At 68.4% G+C, this 19350-nt stretch carries 18 protein-coding genes; 8 read left to right on the plus strand and 10 right to left on the minus strand.

All coding sequences use genetic code 11. The features are described from left to right. Positions 1-21 precede the first annotated feature (21 nt). The 3 genes from G6N49_RS20200 to G6N49_RS20210 all read left to right on the plus strand — a co-directional run bounded on the left by G6N49_RS20200 (position 22) and on the right by G6N49_RS20210 (position 4995). Positions 22-2013, plus strand: coding sequence for a prolyl oligopeptidase family serine peptidase (locus G6N49_RS20200; protein ID WP_011558049.1), 1992 nt, complete (start codon positions 22-24; stop codon positions 2011-2013). 130 nt (positions 2014-2143) lie between these two features. Beyond that, a complete protein-coding gene (locus G6N49_RS20205; protein ID WP_011558048.1) occupies positions 2144-3424 on the plus strand; it encodes an IS481 family transposase in 1281 nt (426 codons plus the stop codon). Between the two features lie 95 nt (positions 3425-3519). Beyond that, positions 3520-4995: an HNH endonuclease signature motif containing protein gene (locus tag G6N49_RS20210; protein ID WP_163647424.1), complete on the plus strand. Its 1476-nt coding sequence runs from the start codon at positions 3520-3522 to the stop codon at positions 4993-4995. Between the two features lie 7 nt (positions 4996-5002). Here the strand turns inward: G6N49_RS20210 and G6N49_RS20215 are convergent, their stop codons facing one another. Further along, entirely contained in the window at positions 5003-5584 is a 582-nt protein-coding gene (locus tag G6N49_RS20215; protein WP_011558046.1) for a TetR/AcrR family transcriptional regulator, read from the minus strand. Between the two features lie 112 nt (positions 5585-5696). Here G6N49_RS20215 and G6N49_RS20220 point away from each other — a divergent pair, with 112 nt between their 5' ends. From G6N49_RS20220 to G6N49_RS20230, 3 genes are read left to right on the plus strand one after another with little or no spacing between them, the layout of a single operon-like run. Continuing rightward, positions 5697-6968: a cytochrome P450 gene (locus tag G6N49_RS20220; RefSeq protein WP_011558045.1), complete on the plus strand. Its 1272-nt coding sequence runs from the start codon at positions 5697-5699 to the stop codon at positions 6966-6968. Further along, positions 6965-7171, plus strand: a complete 207-nt coding sequence (locus tag G6N49_RS20225; protein WP_011558044.1) for a ferredoxin — start codon at positions 6965-6967, stop codon at positions 7169-7171. Before G6N49_RS20220 ends, G6N49_RS20225 begins: the two co-directional genes overlap by 4 nt. After that, positions 7161-8015 carry an SDR family NAD(P)-dependent oxidoreductase gene (locus G6N49_RS20230; protein WP_011558043.1) on the plus strand — a complete coding sequence of 285 codons (855 nt, stop codon included), beginning with the start codon at positions 7161-7163 and terminating at the stop codon, positions 8013-8015. Before G6N49_RS20225 ends, G6N49_RS20230 begins: the two co-directional genes overlap by 11 nt. On the opposite strand, the gene G6N49_RS20235 is transcribed toward G6N49_RS20230, so the two are convergent. Beyond that, a complete protein-coding gene (locus G6N49_RS20235) occupies positions 7963-9186 on the minus strand; it encodes a cytochrome P450 (protein WP_011558042.1) in 1224 nt (407 codons plus the stop codon). The genes G6N49_RS20230 and G6N49_RS20235 overlap by 53 nt on opposite strands. A gap of 42 nt (positions 9187-9228) precedes the next feature. Here G6N49_RS20235 and G6N49_RS20240 point away from each other — a divergent pair, with 42 nt between their 5' ends. Then, a complete protein-coding gene (locus tag G6N49_RS20240) occupies positions 9229-10131 on the plus strand; it encodes a crotonase/enoyl-CoA hydratase family protein (protein ID WP_083045427.1) in 903 nt (300 codons plus the stop codon). On the opposite strand, the gene G6N49_RS20245 is transcribed toward G6N49_RS20240, so the two are convergent. Genes G6N49_RS20245 through G6N49_RS20265 form a run of 5 tightly spaced genes read right to left on the minus strand, consistent with a single transcriptional unit; the run spans position 10111 to position 14040 of the window. Continuing rightward, entirely contained in the window at positions 10111-10980 is an 870-nt protein-coding gene (locus G6N49_RS20245; RefSeq protein WP_011558040.1) for a hypothetical protein, read from the minus strand. The genes G6N49_RS20240 and G6N49_RS20245 overlap by 21 nt on opposite strands. A gap of 17 nt (positions 10981-10997) precedes the next feature. Next, positions 10998-12515: an aldehyde dehydrogenase family protein gene (locus G6N49_RS20250; protein ID WP_011558039.1), complete on the minus strand. Its 1518-nt coding sequence runs from the start codon at positions 12513-12515 to the stop codon at positions 10998-11000. A gap of 53 nt (positions 12516-12568) precedes the next feature. Then, positions 12569-13108: a phosphatase PAP2 family protein gene (locus tag G6N49_RS20255; protein ID WP_011558038.1), complete on the minus strand. Its 540-nt coding sequence runs from the start codon at positions 13106-13108 to the stop codon at positions 12569-12571. Further along, complete coding sequence (locus G6N49_RS20260) at positions 13109-13627, minus strand: mycothiol transferase (RefSeq protein ID WP_011558037.1); 519 nt, start codon at positions 13625-13627, stop codon at positions 13109-13111. 23 nt (positions 13628-13650) lie between these two features. After that, on the minus strand, positions 13651-14040 hold the full coding sequence (locus tag G6N49_RS20265; protein ID WP_011558036.1) for a VOC family protein: 390 nt from the start codon (positions 14038-14040) through the stop codon (positions 13651-13653). A 22-nt stretch (positions 14041-14062) separates the two neighbouring features. Here G6N49_RS20265 and G6N49_RS20270 point away from each other — a divergent pair, with 22 nt between their 5' ends. Next, positions 14063-15784: an N-acyl-D-amino-acid deacylase family protein gene (locus G6N49_RS20270; protein WP_011558035.1), complete on the plus strand. Its 1722-nt coding sequence runs from the start codon at positions 14063-14065 to the stop codon at positions 15782-15784. Between the two features lie 70 nt (positions 15785-15854). Here the strand turns inward: G6N49_RS20270 and G6N49_RS20275 are convergent, their stop codons facing one another. The 3 genes from G6N49_RS20275 to G6N49_RS20285 form a co-directional block, all read right to left on the minus strand. After that, entirely contained in the window at positions 15855-16727 is an 873-nt protein-coding gene (locus tag G6N49_RS20275) for a putative endonuclease domain-containing protein (protein WP_064873787.1), read from the minus strand. Between the two features lie 187 nt (positions 16728-16914). Continuing rightward, positions 16915-18540, minus strand: coding sequence for a chaperonin GroEL (groL, locus tag G6N49_RS20280; protein WP_011558033.1), 1626 nt, complete (start codon positions 18538-18540; stop codon positions 16915-16917). Between the two features lie 179 nt (positions 18541-18719). Further along, positions 18720-19304 (minus strand): TetR/AcrR family transcriptional regulator, encoded by a 585-nt coding sequence (locus G6N49_RS20285; RefSeq protein WP_083045426.1) that lies wholly within the window; start codon positions 19302-19304, stop codon positions 18720-18722. Positions 19305-19350 lie beyond the last annotated feature (46 nt).

A 19350-nucleotide genomic window follows, 5' to 3' on the forward strand; every position in this document is an offset into this window, starting at 1 on the left:
CCCACGGGCGACAATGAATGGGTGACGGTAGACGACGCGCACCTGTGGCTCGAGGACATCACCGGCGACGACGCCCTGGACTGGGTGCGACGGCACAACGAACCGACCCTGGCCGACCTGGGCGGTGAGCGCTTCGAGCAGATGCGCGCCGAGGCGCTCGAGGTGCTCGACACCGACGCCCGCATCCCCTACGTCCGGCGCCGCGGTGAGTACCTCTACAACTTCTGGCGCGATGCGGCCAACCCGCGGGGGCTGTGGCGACGCACCACGCTGGAGAGCTACCGCACCGAGGAGCCCGACTGGGAGGTGGTCATCGACGTCGACGCACTCGCCCGCGCCGACGACGAGAACTGGGTGTGGGCGGGCGCCGACGTCATCGACCCCGACCACACCCGTGCGCTGATCAGCCTCTCGCGCGGCGGTGCCGACGCCGCGATCGTGCGCGAATTCGACATGGTGTCAATGGAGTTCGTCGACGGCGGGTTCGAGCTGCCGGAGGCCAAGACGGCGATCACGTGGGAGGACGAGGACACCGTCCTGGTGGGAACGGATTTCGGGGAGGGCGCCCTGACCGAATCCGGTTATCCGAGGCTGGTCAAGCGGTGGCGTCGCGGTACGCCGCTCACCGAGGCCGAGACGGTCTACAGCGGCGAGCCCGCCGACGTCATCGTCACCGCGTCGGTCGATCGGACACCGGGCTTCGAGCGCACCGTGGTGCGCCGCGCCGTCGACTTCTTCAACGACGAGGTGTACGAGTTGCGCGCCGGCGAACTCAGCCGCATCGACGCCCCGACCGACGCGACCGTGTCGGCACACCGCGACTGGCTGCTCATCGAGCTGCGCAGCGACTGGGACGGCTACCGGGCAGGATCGCTGCTGGCCGCGAAATACGACGAATACCTCGATGGCACAAGGGCTCTGCAGGTGGTGTTCGAACCCGATGAGCACACGTGCCTGCACCACTACGCGTGGACCAAGGACCGACTCGTGGTCGTCACGCTGGCCGACGTCGCGAGCCGCGTCGAGGTGTACACCCCCGGCGAGTGGACGGCGCAGCCCGTGCCGGGACTGCCGGACAACACCAACACGGTGATCGTGGCGGCCGACGACCTGGGCGACGAGATCTTCCTGGACTCCAGCGGTTTCGACACCCCGTCGCGGCTCCTGCAGGGCGCGGCCGGCGGTGAACTCACCGAGATCAAGCGGGCGCCGTCGTTCTTCGACGCCGCCGATCTCAAGGTCGACCAGCACTTCGCGACATCAGCCGACGGCACCAAGATCCCGTACTTCGTTGTCGGCCACCGGCATCAGCAGGCGCCCGGGCCGACGCTGCTGGGCGGTTACGGCGGGTTCGAGGTCGCGCGCACACCCGGTTACGACGGTGTGCTCGGCCGGCTCTGGTTGTCTCGGGGCGGCACCTACGTGCTGGCCAACATCCGCGGCGGCGGGGAGTACGGACCGACGTGGCATACGCAGGCGATGCGCGAGGGCCGCCACCTGGTGGGTGAGGACTTCGCCGCCGTCGCAGCCGATCTCGTCGAACGCGGAATCACGACGGTCGACCGGTTGGGCGCGCAGGGCGGCAGCAACGGCGGGCTGCTGATGGGGATCATGCTCACGCAGTACCCGGAGTTGTTCGGCGCGCTGGTCTGCAGCGTGCCGCTGCTCGACATGCGCCGGTTCCACCTGCTGCTCGCCGGGGCGTCCTGGGTGGCCGAGTACGGCAACCCGGATGACCCGGACGACTGGGAGTTCATCTCGAAATACTCTCCCTATCAGAACATCTCGGCCGAGCGCCGATACCCGCCGGTGCTGATCACCACCTCCACACGCGACGACCGCGTGCATCCGGGACATGCGCGCAAGATGACCGCAGCGCTCGAGGATGCCGGACAGCCGGTGCAGTACTACGAGAACATCGAGGGTGGGCACGGCGGCGCCGCGGACAATTCGCAGGCTGCGTTCCGCGCGGCGCTGATCTACGAGTTCCTGTGGCGGAAGCTGGGCGGATAGGCGTTCACCGGCGACAGCACCGCGGGTTGTCACCCGTGTCATCTCTCAGGACATCGGTGACAGTTCTGCATCAGGACATCGGTGACGGTTCTGGTGGTCTTGGTGGTGACAGTTCTGCCCCGAGGCTGCGGTGGTGGCTGTCAATGAACCCATCGATCCTCTCGTTCGGCTGGCGATCTCGCAGTGGCCCGATAACGCTCCTCGCGGAGCGGTGTCGACGTTCTGCGCCGAGTACGGCATTTCGCGTAAGTCGTTCTACGAGTTGCGTAAGCGTGTGAAGACTGAGGGGCCGGCAGCGGTGCTCGAACCGATGACACGACGACCGAAGTCGAGTCCCTCGAAGCTGAGCGACGAGGTCAAGGAACAGGCCTTGGCCGTACGTGCCGCTCTGGAGGCCACCGGGCTGGATCACGGCCCGATCAGCGTGCACGACAAGATGCACGCGATGGGCCTAGAGCGGGTCCCTTCCACGGCGTCGCTGGCGCGGGTGTTCCGTGAGGCGGGCGTGGCTCGCCTGGAGCCGAAGAAGAAGCCGCGCTCGGCTTGGCGGCGTTTCGTCTACCCGGCGCCAAACGCATGCTGGCAACTCGACGCCACCGAGTACGTGTTGAGCGGCGGGCGCAGGTGCGTGATCTTTCAGCTCATCGACGACCACTCCCGCTACGCGCTCGCCTCCCACGTCGCACTCAGCGAGACCGCCAAGGAGGCGATCGCCGTGGTAGATAAAGCCATCGCCGCCCACGGGGTGCCCCAACGGCTGCTGTCGGACAACGGGATCGCGCTCAACCCGTCACGGCGTGGGCATGTCGGCCAACTCGTCGCCCACCTGGCCGCCCTGGGCGTGGAGGCGATCACCGGCAAGCCCTACAAGCCGACCACCCAGGGCAAGAACGAACGTTTCCATCAGACCCTGTTCCGCTACCTCGACAAGCAGCCGATCGCCGAGTCGCTGGCCGAACTGCAGTGCCACGTCGACGCCTTCGACGGCATCTACAACACCGAACGCCCCCACCAAGGGCTACCGGGGCGTGTCACACCCCGCACGGCATGGGAGGCAACCGCCAAAGCGCCGGCTCCTCGTCCCAAGCCCGACCCGCCCTCGTTCGACCACGCCGTAGTCAGACCACACCGGCCCGCACCGACGCCCGCGGACCTCCCACACGGCACTTCGGTCAAGACTCTCAATACCGCCGGCGCCTTCGTCCTCGCCGGCGTCACCTACAAAGTCGACGGACGACGCAGTCTCGAGCAGGTCCTAGTCGTCATCGACGGCGACAAGATCACCGCGGCCGACCTAGACGGCGAAGTCCTCATCGAACACACCCGCCCCGCACCCGGAATCACCTACGTCGGCAACGGACGACCCCGCGGCCCACACCCCAAGACCACCCAAACGTCACCGAAGTCCTGACACATCAACCGTCACCGATGTCCTGATACAGAACGGTCACCGATGTTTTGAGACATCACAGCGGGTTGTCACCCGTCGACGCTACAATCGAACACATGTTCGATACGGTGTTTGCGGGGCTGGAGGAGTCCGCGCTTCTTGCTGCGATCGAGCAGTCCGCGCGTGAGGAGGCGCAGGCCGGGGCGCGGAAGTTGGCCGCGATCGCGGAACTGGTGCATCTGACGGTGACCTGCGACGAGGAGTGCGACGGATGGGTGTATGACTCGTGGGCTGCGGCCGCCTCCGAGATCGGGGCGGTGTTGAACATCGGCCACAAGCGGGCGTCGGGGCAGATGCGGATCGCGGTCGCCCTGCGTGACCGGCTGCCCAAGGTCGCGGCGCTGTACCTGCAGGGGCGGTTGAGTGCCCGGTTGATCTCCGAGATCAGCTGGCGCACCCGCCTGGTCGACGACGAGCAGGTGCTGGGGCTGTTGGATGCGGCGCTGGCCGAGGCGGCGTTGCGGTGGGGGCCGTTGTCGGAGGCGCGGTTGGCCCGGGCCCTCGATGCGGTGATCCACCGGTATGACCGGGATGCGGTGATCCGAGCCAAAGACACCGTCAAGACCCGCGACTTCCATATCGGATCCGTTGATGATCCCGACGAGTTGGTGTTGGTCTGGGGTCAGCTGCTGGGCTGTGACGCCGCAGCGCTGTCGGCGCGGATCGCCGCGTTGCTCAAAGGGATCTGCGACAACGACCCGCGCAGCGTGGGTGAGCGGCGCTCGTGTGCGGTGGGCGCCATCGTCCAGGGCCACGACCATCTGCCGTGCCGCTGCGGCTCCCCCGCATGCGCGGCAGCAGCGCCGGAGAAGTCGAATGTGGTCATCTCGGTGATCGCCGATCCGGCCGCGGTCGAGGCGGCCCAGAAGCTGATCGCCGCCGAGGACGAACACCACGCCGCGAAGGACGAGCCCGAACCCGTCCCGTGCCCGCAGGATTCGGGGGTGGCGTTGCTGCCCGGGGTGAAGCTCCTGCCGATCGTGGCGTTGGCCGAGGCGATCCGCGGTGGAGCGGCGATCAAACCGTTGTGGCTGCCCGGCCCGGATCCCGAACCGCACTACCGGCCCTCGGCCACGCTGGCCGCGTTCGTGCGCGCCCGCGACCTGTTCTGCCGCTTCCCCGGCTGCGACGTGCCCGCCGAGCGCTGCGATATCGACCATGTCGTGCCGTGGCCGTACGGACCCACCCACGCGTCGAACCTGAACTGCAAATGCCGCACCCACCACCTGGGAAAGACCTTCTGGGACGGCTGGCATGACGAACAATCACCTGACGGCACGGTGACCTGGACAACGCCGACCGGCAAGCGCCACACCACGGTGCCGGGCAGCCGGCTGTTCTTCCCCGAATGGGACACCACCACCGCCGAGTTACCGCCGCTGGCCCAACCGCCCCCGGACCCCGGGCGCACCGCGAAGATGCCCAAGCGACGACGCACCCGCGCCGCCGACAACGCCGCCCGCGTCAAAGCCGAACGCGAACACAACGCCGCCCAACGAAATTCGCGCGCGGAGCGACCACCACCGTTCTGACGAACGGCTAGCGAGAGCGGCCGTGCGGTGCCCGCAATCCGAGCGCGCGGCGGCCGGCCGCGATCAGCTGATCGCGCAGCTCCGCATCGTCGGCGTCACCGTAGTCGGCGCCTGCCGCCGAGGCGATCCCGGACATGACGACCGCGGCTTTCACCTGACCGCCCAGGCCGGGTTCGACGGCGGCGAACACGGCCATCTGACGCTCCACGACCGCACCCCAGTCCGCGCGGATCCGCAGCAGGGCGACGACGCCGGGGTCGCCGGTGAGCAACGGGATCAGGTCGCGGTGGGCCGCGGCCAGCGCGGCGTAACCGCAGAGCAGGTGGTCGGCGCGGGCGCGGACTCCGGTGCGGGCCTCGGCTGCCTCGACGAGGGCGGTCACCTCGGCGATGAGCGGTTCCATCACCGCGCTCAGGAGTTCGTCGCGGGTGCGGAAGTGGTGGTAGATGGCCGACTTCGTCAGGCCGAGTTCGTCGGAGATCATCTGCAGTGACGTACCGGCCACGCTGTGTTGTTTGAACAGCTCGATCGCCACGTCGATGAGACGCTGCCGGGTCGGTCCCCCGTGGGCGATTGTCTGGCTGCTCACACTCCAGACTCTACCTGACCATTCGTACAGGAATCTGCTGTACGTTTGGTCAGGAGAGACCTGTACGGTTGGTCAGTAGATTCGCGCCGCCGACCACGCCCTAGGAGAGCATGTGACGACCCTTGAATCGCTCGACTTCTTCCACGACGAGACGCTGATCGACGACCCCTACCCGGTGCTGAACCAGATGCGCGAGGCCGGCCCCGTGCTGCGTGAACCGGTCCACGGCGTCATGATCGTCACCGGCTACGACGAAGCGCTCGCCGTCCTCGGCGACCCCGAGACGTTCTCCTCGTGCAACTCCGTGACCGGACCCATTCCGGGCTTCCCGGTTCCCCTCGAGGGTCTGGACGGTGCCGAGGTGAGCGCGCTGATCGACGCGCACCGCGAGGAGTTGCCGTTCAGTGACCAGCTGCCCTCGTTCGACCCGCCCAAGCACACCGCGCACCGTTCGCTGCTGTCCCGCCTCATCACACCCAAGCGGCTCAAGGAGAACGAGGAGTTCATGTGGACCCTCGCCGACCGGGTGCTCGACCCGTTCCTGGCGCAGGGTGGCGGCGAATTCATCCGGCAGGTCGCGGGCAAATTCGCCCTTCTCGTCGTCGCCGACCTGCTCGGCGTGCCCGAGGAGGACCACGCCGAGCTGACCGCGAGGCTCACCGGCGACATGGCACTCGGCAGCACCGATGACACCGTCATGGAGCACGCCCCGCTGGAGTACCTCTACACCCGCTTCACCGACTACATCGACGACCGTCGCAAGGCGCCGCGCGACGACATCATGACGGGGATGGCGCTCGCGACCTTCCCGGACGGGTCGACGCCCGAGGTCATCGATGTCGTCCGGGTCGCCGCCAACCTGTTCTCCGCCGGTCAGGAGACCACCGTCCGGTTGCTGTCGACGGCGCTGCAGCTGGTCGCCGAGAATGCGGAACTGCAGGCTGCACTGCGTGATTCGCCGGACAAGATCTCCAACTTCAACGAGGAGTGCCTGCGCTTCGAGAGCCCCATCAAGGGGGACTTCCGATTGGCCCGCGCGACGACGACCCTGGGCGGCGTCGAGATCCCCGCAGGGACGACGCTGATGGTCCACCTCGGGGCCGCCAACCGCGACCCCCGCCACTTCGACAACCCGAACGTCTTCGACCCGGACCGACCGAATGCCCGGCGCCACATCGGCTTCGGCAGGGGTGTGCACAGCTGCATCGGCGCACCACTCGCGCGCGCCGAGGGCCGGGTGCTCCTGGAGCGGCTGCTGGCACGCACCACCGCCATCACCATCGACGAGGCCGCACACGGACCAGCCGGTGCACGGCGCTACGCCTACGTGCCGACCTACGTCCTGCGCGGCCTGACCGATCTGCACGTCAAGGTCACCCGATGAGGGTCACCGTCGACGACGACCTCTGCCGCGGCCACGGGGTCTGCGCGGCGGTGTGCCCGTCGGTGTTCGTCATCACCGACGGCGGCTATGCCGAAGCCACCGCCGACGGCATCCCGCCGGACCTCGAGGCCTCGGTGCGCGAGGCGGTCGACGGGTGTCCCGAACACGCCATCCACATCAAAGAGGAGAACCATGTCAACTGATTTCGACCGCAGAGAGCGCAAGGCCTTCGACCTGACCGGCAAGGTCGTCGTCGTGGTGGGAGCGGGACAGAGCCCGGGCCCCGGCATGGGCAACGGGCGCGCGATCTCGCTCCTGGCGGCACGTCACGGCGCGGAGGTCGTGGCGGTCGACCTGAACCCGGCCGCGGTGAAAGAGACCGTCGAGATGATCCTCGCCGAGGGCGGCAAGGCCTACGCCATCGAGGCGGACGTCGCCGAGAAGGACGATTGCCGGCGAATCTTCGACACGGCGATGGCCACCAGCGGTCGTGTCGACGGCATGGTCTACAGCGTCGCGACCAATCCGCCGTTCGACATCGAGACGAACTCGATGACCGTCGAGAACTTCAACCGCGGCATCAACGTCAACATGCTCGGGTGCTACTACTGCAATCTGTATGCCGCACAGTGCATGGAGCGCAACGACGGGGACTCCACCGGCAGCATCGTCAACCTCTCGTCGATCGCGAGCGTGAAGAACGAACTCGGTCTGAACATCGGCATCATGCCCTATGCGCTGGGCAAGAGCGGTCTGAACCAGATCACCGAACTGACCGCCGTGCAGTACGCGGCGGCCGGCATCCGCGCCAACACGTTGATGCTGGGCCCCATCGATTCCGTTCTGGCGAAGAATGATTCGCAGTCGCTCTTCGGATTGGACGCCGAGGAGGCGACCCAGCGGCACAACGAGGTCGTCAAGCTCAAGATGGGCCGCGGCAGCGTTTGGGAGAGCGCCTACGCCGCCGTGTATCTGCTCGCCGACGAATCGCGGTTCATGACCGGACAGCAGATCCGGCTCGATGGTGGCGCCACCTTGGTGCGGTGACCACCGCGAACTCCAACCCGTGCTGGTTCAACGTCACCGGCAGCGGTTCGTCCGGTGAGAGGTGTGGCATCGACGAAATTCGGAAGTCCAACGCGCTCAACAGGTTCGCCAACAGCGTGCTGGTCGTGAACAACGCCAGGTTGCGTCCGGGGCACTCGGCCGGACCGGCGGAGAACGGCACCAACTGCGGATAGGAGCGGGCGCGGCCGTCGAGCCAGATGTCGGGCACGAAGTCGTTCGCGAACGGCAACAGCTTCGGGTCGCGGTGGAACGCCGGCGTCACGATCATGAGCCCGGCGCCCTTCTCGGTCGTCTCGCGCAGGATCGTCGGCGTGGTCGGCCACAACCGCACCGACTCCAGTACGCACGCCCGCAGGAACGGCCGCAGCCTCAGCCGGTCCGGCTCCGCGGCATCCTCGATCGCCCTGGCCATCGCCGCCGGATGCGTCGCCAGTACGGCCAGCGCCCGCAACTGCGCGATCCCCGCGGCGTCGAAGGCGAACAGCCACTGCGGGAGCGGGCCCACCGGATCGACGGCACCGCTCGCGGGCACCGCGGCGGCCAATGTTCCGATCTGCGGATCCTCCACGTAGTCGTAGAGCCGCTCGAGGAACCTCGCCCGCGTGCGGTAGTGCGGCATCGACAGGAACGACCAGTTGCGCGCCCTGCGCAGCCGCAGCAGCGCATCGGTGATCTCGTCGTCGTCGCGGGCGCGGTCGCCGAGTGCGATCCGGCGCACGATCCGCCACCACGCGGCCATGAACTGGTTCGCATCCATGGTGCCGCGGGCGGTGACCTCATCCGTCAACTCGCGCGCCTCCGCGGCGATCACGTCGCCGAAAGCACCGGCGAGGCGGTGCATCTCGGCACCTGAGTCGAGTGCCGCGTCGTCGAGGTCGCGCCGCTGGGACCACTCGAGGGACTTGCGCTCCTCACGGTTGGCCGGGTGGAACGGTTCGGGCGCACCGGCGAGCACCCGGCGGACGTCGTCGGGGTCGAGCACCACCACCATGCGCCGGCCCGGCAGCACCAGCTCGACCGGCCCGGCGCCGAATTGCTCCCGCAGCTGCTGCATCCGGCGGACCGCCCTGGCGGCGGTCGACGCCGGACCCAGGTCGGCCAACGTCGCGGCGGCCCTCGCCCCGGTGAGTCGACGCCCACTCGCTCCCATGAACTGGCATTTCCCCGGCCGGCACCCTGCCAAACTGCAGGTATGACGGAGTTCGAGACGCTGCTCTACCGCACCGACACCGACGCCGCCGTCGCGACGATCACCCTCAACCGGCCGGATCAGCTGAACACGATCGTGCCGCCGATGCCCGACGAGATCGAGTCCGCGATCGGACTCGCCGAGCGGGATCCGCAGGTCAAGGTCATCGTGTTGCGCGGCGCGGGCCGGGCGTTCTCGGGCGGCTACGACTTCGGGGGCGGATTCGCGCACTGGGACGAGTCGATGAACAGCGACGGCCGCTGGGACCCGGGCAAGGACTTCGCGTTCGTCACCGGCCGCGCCACCTCGCCGACCGGGAAGTTCATGTCGATCTGGCGGGCGTCGAAACCCGTCATCGTGCAGGTGCACGGCTGGTGTGTCGGCGGGGCGAGCGACTACGCGCTGTGCGCCGACATCGTGATCGCCAGCGACGACGCCGTCATCGGCACGCCGTACGCCCGGATGTGGGGTGCCTACCTGACCGGGATGTGGCTCTACCGGCTCAGCCTGGCGAAGGTGAAGTGGCATTCGCTGACCGGTGAACCGCTGACCGGCGTCGAGGCCGCCGCCGTCGAGTTGATCAACGAATCGGTGCCGTTCGAACGTCTCGAGGCGCGGGTGGCCGAGGTGGCCGGACGACTGGCCCGGATTCCGTTGTCGCAGTTGCAGGCCCAGAAGCTGATCGTCAACCAGGCCTACGAGAACATGGGGCTGGCCTCCACGCAGACCCTCGGCGGCATCCTCGACGGGCTGATGCGCAACACCCCGGAGGCGCTGGAGTTCATCGCGACGGCCGAGTCGCACGGCGTGCGCGCCGCGGTCGAACGGCGCGACGGTCCGTGGGGCGACTACAGCCAGGCTCCCCCACACCGGCGCCCCGATCCGTCACACTCGATCGATCCCTGATCGCTCCGGTGGACGCCCCAGACCCCCGAGCAGCGAGACCACCACACCGACCGCCACCAGCGCCCCACCCGCGGCCAGCGTCAGATTCAGCCAGTGGTGCAGGCTGTCCTCGGCGTGTCGGACCATCTCGTCGGCGATCCGGCGGAAGTTGCCCTCCGTGCGGTTGAGCGCGTCGTCGATGTAGCCGTTGGCCACCTCCAGCCCGGCCCATCCGGCCGCACCGACCAGCAGGGCCGAGACGCCAAGCGCGGCAAGCCCTTTGCCGCGCCGGCGCGAACTCGCCAGCGTCAGCAGTGCGAACACCGCGGTGAGCACCGCCAACCCGATGCTGACCCACGGCCCCCACGTCGCCACGGCCTGGAGACGGCCCGGCCGCAGTTCGGGCGACGGCACGGTGACCGGGACCATCAGTGAATCGGGCACGTCGAGGTCGAGGTTGCCCAGCGTCGCGGCCAGCGACGGATCCGACAGCATCGGCGCGATGTCGATCAGCCACTGATCGTCGGCGTTGGCCTGCGGGACGCCGTCGGAGAACATCCACCGGTGCGCGATGCGGTTGGCCTGCGCGAACTGTCCAGGGAAACCGGCGTTACCGGTGTAGGCCGAGGTGACCTGATGCACCAGCATCTCGTTGAGGCCGTACCCGCGGTCGGCCGCGAGCGCGACGATCTGCGTGGTGAGCTCGTCGGCCATCGCGTCCCGCAGGCGGGTGTCGGTGGCCGCGGATTCGGCGAACTCGGTGTAGCCCTGCTCACTGACCAGGTTCTGCTGCGCCCACACCGCGGGCACGGCAGCGGCCAGGAGCACCGTCGTCAGCAGCCACAGCAGGGCTGTCAGCACGAACCGCACGCGGTGAGACCGGCGCCCTACTTGGCCATGCGGCGCGGGCGGATCAGCGCCAGCTTGGTCATCATCGTGTTCATCCGCTTGAGCGCCTTGGGCGAGTTGTTGTAGTAGTTGCCGCCGGCGCCGACGTTGGTCCGCGGGGCGACCACCGTCTCGACCCGGCAGTACTTGCGCAACCCCTCGGGACCGCCGAAGCGCGCACCGATGCCCGACGTCTTCCAGCCGCCCATCGGCGCGGTGGTGCACATCAGGTTGGAGATCACGTCGTTGACGTTCACCCCACCGCAATCCAATTGCAGCGCAACCGCTTTTGCCCGGTCGACGTCCTTCGAGAAGACCGCCGCGGACAGGCCGTAGGGGCTGTCGTTGGCGAGGCGGACGGCCTCCTCCACCGACTTGACCTTCATGATCGGGAGCGTGGGGCCGAAGGTCTCCTCGGTCATACACGCCATCGAGTGATCGACGTCGACGAGCACCGTCGGCTCGTAGAAGCTGCCCGGGCCGTTGCGGCGCTCACCGCCGGTGAGCGCCTTGGCGCCCTTGGCGATCGCGTCCTCGACGTGCCGTTCGGTGACGGACACCTGACCGTCGTCGATGAGCGCCCCGAAGTCGTTGCCCTCACCGGCGCCCATCTTCAGGTTCTTGACGTCCCGTACGACGGCGTCGACGAACTGGTCGTAGACCGACTCGAGGACGTACACGCGTTCCACCGACACGCACGTCTGGCCCGCGTTGAACATCGCACCCCACACCGCGGCGTGGGCGGCCAGTTCGACGTCGGCGTCCTCGAGCACGATCATCGGATCCTTGCCGCCGAGTTCGAGGCTGACCGGGGTGAGGCGGCGCGCGGCCCGTTCCATCACCTTCGCACCCGTGGCGCTGGAGCCGGTGAACTGGATGAAATCGGAGTTGTCGATGACGGCCTCGGACACCTCACGGGCGCCCTGGGCGAGCGCGAGCACCTCGGGGGCACCCGAATCCTGCCAGCCGCGCAGCAGCAGCTCGGCGGTCAGCGGGGTGCGCTCGGACGGTTTGAGCAGCACCGCACAACCGGCGGCCAGGGCCCCGATCGCGTCCATCAGCGCGTTGGCGACGGGGTAGTTCCACGGCGCGATGATCCCGACCACCGGACGCGGCCGGTAGTGCACGGTGATCTTCTTGATCGACAGGAACGGCAGCGCCGCCGGACGCGAATCCGGCGCCAGCGCCTTCTCCATGGTGCGCACGTAGTACGAGGTGATCATCAGGATCAGCGGCACTTCCTGTGCCGCGTCGACGGCGGATTTGCCGGTCTCCTTGATCAGCAGGTCCTCGATCTCGGCGCGGTGTTCGCCCAGCCACACGGCGTATCGGGCCAGCACCTTGGCCCGGCCCTTGGCGCCGCGCGCCTCCCAGTCCGTCTGCGCGGCGCGCAGGCCTGCGGCAATCCGGGTCACGTCGGCGGGGTCCGTCCAGCGGACCTGGCCGGCGACGGCACCGGTGGCGGGGTTGCGGATGGTGCTGCTGTCTCGCGCATCAACTTCTGGCGTCGCGGTCATGGACCTATGTTAACCACCCGTTGTGACGCAGATCGCACCGGGGTTGACACCTGTCAAGTTGCCCGGCTTGGCGTGCGGGCGACCAACCGGGCGGCGACGGCGACCCAGGCGCTCCCCAGCAGCAGCGCGCCGACGGTGTCGGTGAAGTAGTGGAACGACATTCCGACGAGGACCATGCCCACCACGACCGCCACCGCCGCGGCCGCCACCGCCCACAGCCGCCCGCCTGCCACCAGCACCACCATCCCGGCGACCACCACCAGCGCGGTGATGTGTCCGCTGGGGTAGGCCAATTCGCCGTCGCGGGTGCGGCCGAACACGCGCTTGAGCAACTGCGCGGAGACGACGGCCACCGGCGGGCACAGCGCCGTCACCGCGGCCAACCGCCACCGTTTGCGCCACAGCGCGTAGGCCACCGCGGCGCCGAGCACCGCCACCTGAGCGGGTGCCTGAACGAACACCAGCAGCCGGTCGGGGATGTCGATCTCCAGCAGGCGGCTGTCGAGCGGTGTCGAGCCCCTGCCCACCAGCAGCCCGAGCGCGAACATCATGGCCACGGCGACCACCGGCCACCAGTGCAACGCGGACCGCATCTAGCGCGAGATCCCCTGGACGTAGGCGGCCTGACCGAGGTGCTGGGCGCAGTCGTCGATGATGCTGACCAGCCGAGCGCTTGCCGTGACCGGCGGGTCCCAGCGGCGGTCGACGATCTGGCCGAGGTCCTCGGGCGTGACGGACGCGATGTAGGCCAACGTCATCTTGTGCACCGCGGAGTAGTAACCGGCCAGCAGGTCCGCGGACACCCGCACCTTGCCGACGTCGTCGGGGCTGTGGCCGTAGCCGGTGTCGTCGCGGGGCAGATCGAGCGCGAACTGGTCGACGTAGCCCTCACGTGTCCACACCTGTTCGGTGCCGGCGATGTCGCACACCTGCGCGTCCTGCACGCGAGCGCTGTGCCACAGCAACCACGCGATGCTGTTGGCGGTCGCCGTCGGACGGTAGAGCGCCACCTCGTCGGTCAGTTCGTCGGTCAGGTCCTCGACGTGCTCGATCAGGCGGGTGAACGAGTCACGCAACAGTTCGCGGGCGGCGGCCGCATCCGAATCAGGCATACGGCCAACCTACCCAGCGAAGCTCACGCCCGCGGGCCACCGCCGTGGAATACCGCCTCGACATTGTTGCCGTCCGGGTCGCGGACGAACGCGCCGTAGTAGTTCTCGTGGTACTCCGGCCACAGCCGTGGCTCGTGCAGTGGTTCGGCGCCGAGCGCCAGTGCGGTCCGGTAGAACGCCTGCACGCTCTCGGCGTCCTTGGCCGCGAACCCGACGTGGATCTCGCGGTTCGGCCCGGCCACGTTGCCCTCGCTCATATCGGCGATCCAGAAGTCGGGATGGCCCTCGGTGCCGTAACCGACGGCGACCCCGAAGTCCATCTGGCGCGTGTAGCCCAGCACGCCGAGCACCTTGTCGTAGAACTCTTTTGACCTGTCAAGGTCGGCGCAGTTGATTCCGAAGTGATCGATCACCCGGCCACCGTACATTCGGGGCATGACATTCGAACTCGTCATTCGCAACGGCACCATCGTCGACGGCCTCGGTGGTGAACCGTATGCGGGTGACGTGGCGGTCAGCGGCGGGGCGATCGCCGCGGTCGGCGCGGTCACCGAACGCGGTGACCGCGAGATCGACGCCACCGGCCTGCTCGTCACCCCCGGTTTCGTCGACCTGCACACCCACTACGACGGGCAGGCCATCTGGTCGGACCGGATGACGCCGTCGTCGGCGCACGGGGTGACCACCGCGGTGATGGGGAACTGCGGTGTCGGTTTCGCGCCGTGCCGCCCGCAGGACCACGACGTGCTCGTCGACGTGATGGCCGGCGTGGAGGACATCCCCGGGGTGGTGATGGTCGACGGGCTGCCGTGGGACTGGGAGACGTTCCCGGAGTACCTGGACGCCGTCGACTCGCGGTCCCGGGACATCGACGTGGCGGCGTATCTGCCGCATTCGCCGCTGCGGGTGTACACGATGGGTCAGCGGGGCGCCGACCGGGAACCCGCCACCGGCGAGGACCTCGCGCGGATGCGGGCGCTGGCCAAGGAGGCGGTCGAGGCGGGTGCGCTGGGATTCGCCTCGTCGCGCTTCGCACTGCACAAGACCTCCAGCGGATCGCCGATCCCGACCTACGATGCGGCGCAGGCCGAGATCGCCGCGATCGCCGCCGGGGTGGCCGACGGCGGCGGCGGGCTGCTCCAATTCGTCCCCGACATCCCGGCCGGCGGTTACGAGACGGTGTTGCGGCAGGTGTTCGAGGTCGCCGCGGACGTCGGCCTGCCGGTGACGTTCTCCCTCCTCACCGGCAACACCGGTGATCCGGTGTGGCCGCAGGCGATGAACCTCGTCGAGAAGTTCAACGCCGCCGGCGGTTCGATCACCGCGCAGATGTTCCCCCGGCCGATCGGCATGGTGATCGGCCTCGAGGTGAGCGGTAACCCGTTCATCATGTACCCGAGCTACCAGGAGATCGCCGACCTGCCGCTGGCCGAGCGGGTCGCGGAGATGCGCAAACCCGAAGTGCGCGAACGCATCCTGAACGACACACCGTCGGCTCCCGGTCACCCGCTGATGTTCATGGTGCAGGCGTGGAACTGGATCTTCCCGCTCGGCGAGAACCCCGACTACGAACCGGCGGCCTCGACGTCGATCGCGGCCCGCGCCGCGGCGCGCGGCGTGAGCCCACTGGAGGAGGCCTACGACCGGCTGCTCGACGAGGACGGGCACGCCATGATGCTGGTGGCCCTGGGCAACTACGAGAACAACTCGCTCGACACCGTCGGAGAGCTGATGCACCGCGACGATGTGGTGCTCGGCCTCGGTGACGGCGGTGCCCATTACGGGATGATCTGCGACGCAAGCTTTCCCACGTTCATGCTGACGCACTGGACGCGCGACCGGGCCACCGGCCGGCTGTCGGTCGCCGAGGCGGTGCGTGAGCTGACGTCGGTACCGGCGGGCGTCGCCGGACTGGCCGACCGCGGCCGTATCGCCGTCGGCTACAAGGCCGACCTCAACGTCATCGACCACGCCGCCCTGCACCTGCACAAACCCGTCGTCGTCCACGATCTGCCCGCCGGCGGTAAACGGCTCGACCAGACGGCGGACGGTTATGTCGCCACCGTCGTCAGCGGTGTCGTGATCGCCGAACGCGGGGTTCCGACGGCCGCCCGCCCCGGCAAGCTGGTGCGCGGACGGCAACCGGCGCCGGCCTAGTGGGTGCCGCGCCACCCGACTGTGCGGTTTCATACGCGACGCGCCGGGGTGGGCGTATCGATCCGCACACTCACCACGTCTTCGGGCATCCACGCGACTCGAGCGCGGCGCCGACCTGGTCGAGGAACCACTGCCTGCGGGTGTGCAGGATGCCGCTGGTCAGCCTGACGTCGATCCATCCCATCTCCGCCAGCCGGGTGTATCGCACGACGTCACCGGACCGCTGCTTCGGATCCGTCCAGTGCTGCGCGCCTTCGAAATCCACGCCGACGAGGTACTCCGGCCAACCCATGTCGACGCGCGCGAAGACGTATCCGTTCTCGTCGCAGACCCGGATCTGCGTCTGCGGCGGCGGAAACCCGGCCTGCACGAGGACGAGTCGGGTGAGGGATTCGTAGGGCGACTCCGCTCCCCCGTCGACCAGGGCGAGCGTCTCACGCAACTGTCGCAGTCCACGGACGCCGGGATGCCGCGCGATCACCGCCTCGACATCGGCGATCTTGACGTCGGTGGCGTTCAGCAGCGCGTCGATGCGTTGCACACCGTCGCCGAGCCGCAGGCGTCTCCCGAGATCGAAGACCGTGCGACAGGCAGAAGTGACGGGTAGGGTTCCGACACGCTGCATCTCCTCGGGCGCAAGCGTTTCCGTGCGAACCACGATGCCGGTGGGTGGGCGTCGATTGGTGTGGACGAGCTCGACAGGCGCGCCCGGTTCGATCCACTTGGCACCGTGCAACGCCGAGGCCGCCAGTCCCGCGACCACCGCTTTACGGCCGGACCAGAGCCACGCCGCGTGAGCGAGTTGATCCATCGACAGGTCGCTGCCGCGCAGCATCCACACGCCGGGAAAGTCCGCGCGATGGAACCGCCGCAGTTCCCGAAAGGTGAGGAGGCCGTCATCGAGCGCCTCGCGTGCCAGGAACGGGCCGTTGACGTGGTGCATGGCCGGACGGTCTCAGCGGCCTCCGACGATCCGGTACTCACCGCCGAGTTATCCACAGCCCACGGGCGTCGAGTGTGCGAATCGATACGCCCGCCGCGGCGGGTTGCGGATGAAACCGCACACTCGGCGACCGGCACACGAAAAGGCCCGGCCCCGCGAACGGGACCGGGCCTCTTCAGACGACTTCTTAGAAGTCCATACCGCCCATGCCACCGGTCGGGTCGCCCGCGGGTGCGGCCGACTTCTCCGGCTTGTCGGCGACGACGGCCTCGGTGGTGAGGAACAGCGCCGCGATCGAAGCTGCGTTCTGCAGCGCCGAGCGGGTCACCTTCACCGGGTCGGCGACGCCGGCGGCGAGCAGATCCTCGTACTCACCGGTCGCGGCGTTGAGGCCGGTGCCGGCTGCCGAGTTGCGGACCTTCTCGGCCACCACACCCGGCTCCAGACCACCGTTGAAGGCGATCTGCTTGAGCGGGGCCTCGAGCGCGACGCGCACGATGTTGGCGCCGGTGGCCTCGTCACCGGTGAGGTTGAGCTCCTCGAGCGACGGGGCGGCCTGCAGCAGCGCCACGCCGCCACCGGCGACGATGCCCTCCTCGACGGCGGCCTTCGCGTTGCGAACGGCGTCCTCGATGCGGTGCTTGCGCTCCTTGAGCTCCACCTCGGTGGCAGCGCCGGCCTTGATCACCGCAACACCGCCGGCCAGCTTGGCCAGGCGCTCCTGCAGCTTCTCACGGTCGTAATCCGAGTCGCTGTTCTCGATCTCGGCGCGGATCTGAGCCACCCGGCCCTGGATGGCCTCGGCGTCGCCGGCACCCTCCACGATGGTGGTCTCGTCCTTGGTGATGACGACCTTGCGGGCCTGGCCCAGCAGCGAGATGTCAGCGGTCTCCAGGGAGAGGCCGACCTCTTCGCTGATGACCTGACCACCGGTGAGGATGGCCATGTCCTGCAGCATCGCCTTGCGGCGGTCACCGAAGCCCGGGGCCTTGACGGCGACGGACTTGAAGGTGCCACGGATCTTGTTCACGACGAGCGTGGACAGCGCCTCACCCTCGACGTCCTCGGCGATGATCAGCAGCGGCTTGCCGGACTGGATGACCTTCTCCAGCAGCGGCAGCAGATCCTTGACGGTCGAGATCTTCGACGACACCAGCAGGATGTAGGGATCCTCGAGGACCGCTTCCTGACGCTCGGCGTCGGTGACGAAGTAACCCGAGATGTAGCCCTTGTCGAAGCGCATACCCTCGGTGAGCTCGAGCTGCAGGCCGAAGGTGTTGGACTCCTCGACGGTGATGACACCCTCGTTGCCGACCTTGTCCATGGCCTCGGCGATCAGATCGCCGATGGACTGGTCACCGGCGGAGATCCCGGCGGTGGCAGCGATCTGCTCCTTGGTCTCGACCTCCTTGGCCGACTTCAGCAGCGTCTCGGTGACCTTTTCTACGGCCTTCTCGATGCCGCGCTTGAGGCCGAGCGGGTTCGCACCGGCGGCCACGTTGCGCAGGCCCTCGCGCACGAGCGCCTGGGCGAGCACGGTGGCGGTGGTGGTGCCGTCGCCTGCGACGTCGTCGGTCTTCTTGGCGACCTCTTTGACCAGCTCAGCGCCGATCTTCTCGTACGGGTCCTCCAGCTCGATCTCCTTGGCGATGGACACACCATCGTTGGTGATCGTGGGGGCGCCCCACTTCTTCTCCAGAACGACGTTGCGACCCTTGGGGCCCAACGTCACCTTTACGGCGTCGGCGAGGGCGTTGAGGCCCCGCTCGAGGCCGCGACGGGCCTCTTCGTCGTACGCAATTGTCTTGGCCATTGCGAAGTGTTTCCTCCGATAACGGATGCACGTTCTCGTCGGTCGGGTCCAGTGCCCGCGACGGACGGCTTGGGTGTGCCCCGCAGGTGCGGACCCTCGCCTCACCGTCCCGACCTAGCACTCACCGGTCGCGAGTGCCAGTTGCATTCTTAGCACTCGACCAGGGAGAGTGCAAGGCGTCAGTGCCGGCTTGGTGGGGGCCGTAAACCGTCCGCCACCACGGCCGTCGCGCGCGCGGCCACCGCGGCGTCGTAAGCCCCGATGGCCTGCAGACCGACCAGGATCGATTTCAGTTCGGGCGCGGTCAGGTCCGCCCGCACCGTACCCGCCCGCTGACCTGCGGCAAGCAGCTCGGCGAGCAGTGTGCGGGCGGCGGCGTCGGCCTCCGGGGCGACGGTGTGCACGTCGAGCCCCCAACCCGCCAGCCCGTCGATCAGCACCCGGTCGGCCGCGCCCCACTCCACCGCGATCGCGCGCAGGAAGTCGAAGAGCGCCTCACCGGGGTCGCCGGACGCCAGCAGCTCCCGACCGCGTTCGATCATCTCGTACAGCCGGTGTTCGACGACGGCGGTGTAGAGCGCCTCTTTGGTCGGGAAGTGGCGGTAGATCGTGCCGGGGCCCACCCCGGCGCGGCGGGCGATCTCGTCGACCGGAACCGTCAATCCGTCGGCAGCGAATGTCTCGTAGGCCACCCGCAGGACGCGATCACGGTTGCGTGCGGCGTCGGCCCGCAGCGGTCGAGCCCCGGCGGCGTCCCTGGCCATATCCCAGCCGCTCCTCTCGAAACCTTGAAACGGAGCGAGCGTTCCG

The organism is Mycolicibacterium monacense, assembly GCF_010731575.1.
Taxonomy (GTDB): Bacteria; Actinomycetota; Actinomycetes; order Mycobacteriales; family Mycobacteriaceae; genus Mycobacterium; species Mycobacterium monacense.

What these genes read in the sequence shown, in the direction of transcription:
- G6N49_RS20210 (WP_163647424.1), top strand. Translation starts at nt 3,520, where the DNA reads ATGTTCGATACGGTGTTTGCGGGGCTGGAGGAGTCCGCGCTTCTTGCT.
- G6N49_RS20225 (WP_011558044.1), top strand. Translation starts at nt 6,965, where the DNA reads ATGAGGGTCACCGTCGACGACGACCTCTGCCGCGGCCACGGGGTCTGC.
- G6N49_RS20230 (WP_011558043.1), top strand. Translation starts at nt 7,161, where the DNA reads ATGTCAACTGATTTCGACCGCAGAGAGCGCAAGGCCTTCGACCTGACC.
- G6N49_RS20235 (WP_011558042.1), bottom strand. Translation starts at nt 9,186, where the DNA reads ATGGGAGCGAGTGGGCGTCGACTCACCGGGGCGAGGGCCGCCGCGACG.
- G6N49_RS20240 (WP_083045427.1), top strand. Translation starts at nt 9,229, where the DNA reads ATGACGGAGTTCGAGACGCTGCTCTACCGCACCGACACCGACGCCGCC.
- G6N49_RS20250 (WP_011558039.1), bottom strand. Translation starts at nt 12,515, where the DNA reads ATGACCGCGACGCCAGAAGTTGATGCGCGAGACAGCAGCACCATCCGC.
- G6N49_RS20255 (WP_011558038.1), bottom strand. Translation starts at nt 13,108, where the DNA reads ATGCGGTCCGCGTTGCACTGGTGGCCGGTGGTCGCCGTGGCCATGATG.
- G6N49_RS20260 (WP_011558037.1), bottom strand. Translation starts at nt 13,627, where the DNA reads ATGCCTGATTCGGATGCGGCCGCCGCCCGCGAACTGTTGCGTGACTCG.
- G6N49_RS20270 (WP_011558035.1), top strand. Translation starts at nt 14,063, where the DNA reads ATGACATTCGAACTCGTCATTCGCAACGGCACCATCGTCGACGGCCTC.
- G6N49_RS20275 (WP_064873787.1), bottom strand. Translation starts at nt 16,727, where the DNA reads ATGCACCACGTCAACGGCCCGTTCCTGGCACGCGAGGCGCTCGATGAC.
- groL (WP_011558033.1), bottom strand. Translation starts at nt 18,540, where the DNA reads ATGGCCAAGACAATTGCGTACGACGAAGAGGCCCGTCGCGGCCTCGAG.
- G6N49_RS20285 (WP_083045426.1), bottom strand. Translation starts at nt 19,304, where the DNA reads ATGGCCAGGGACGCCGCCGGGGCTCGACCGCTGCGGGCCGACGCCGCA.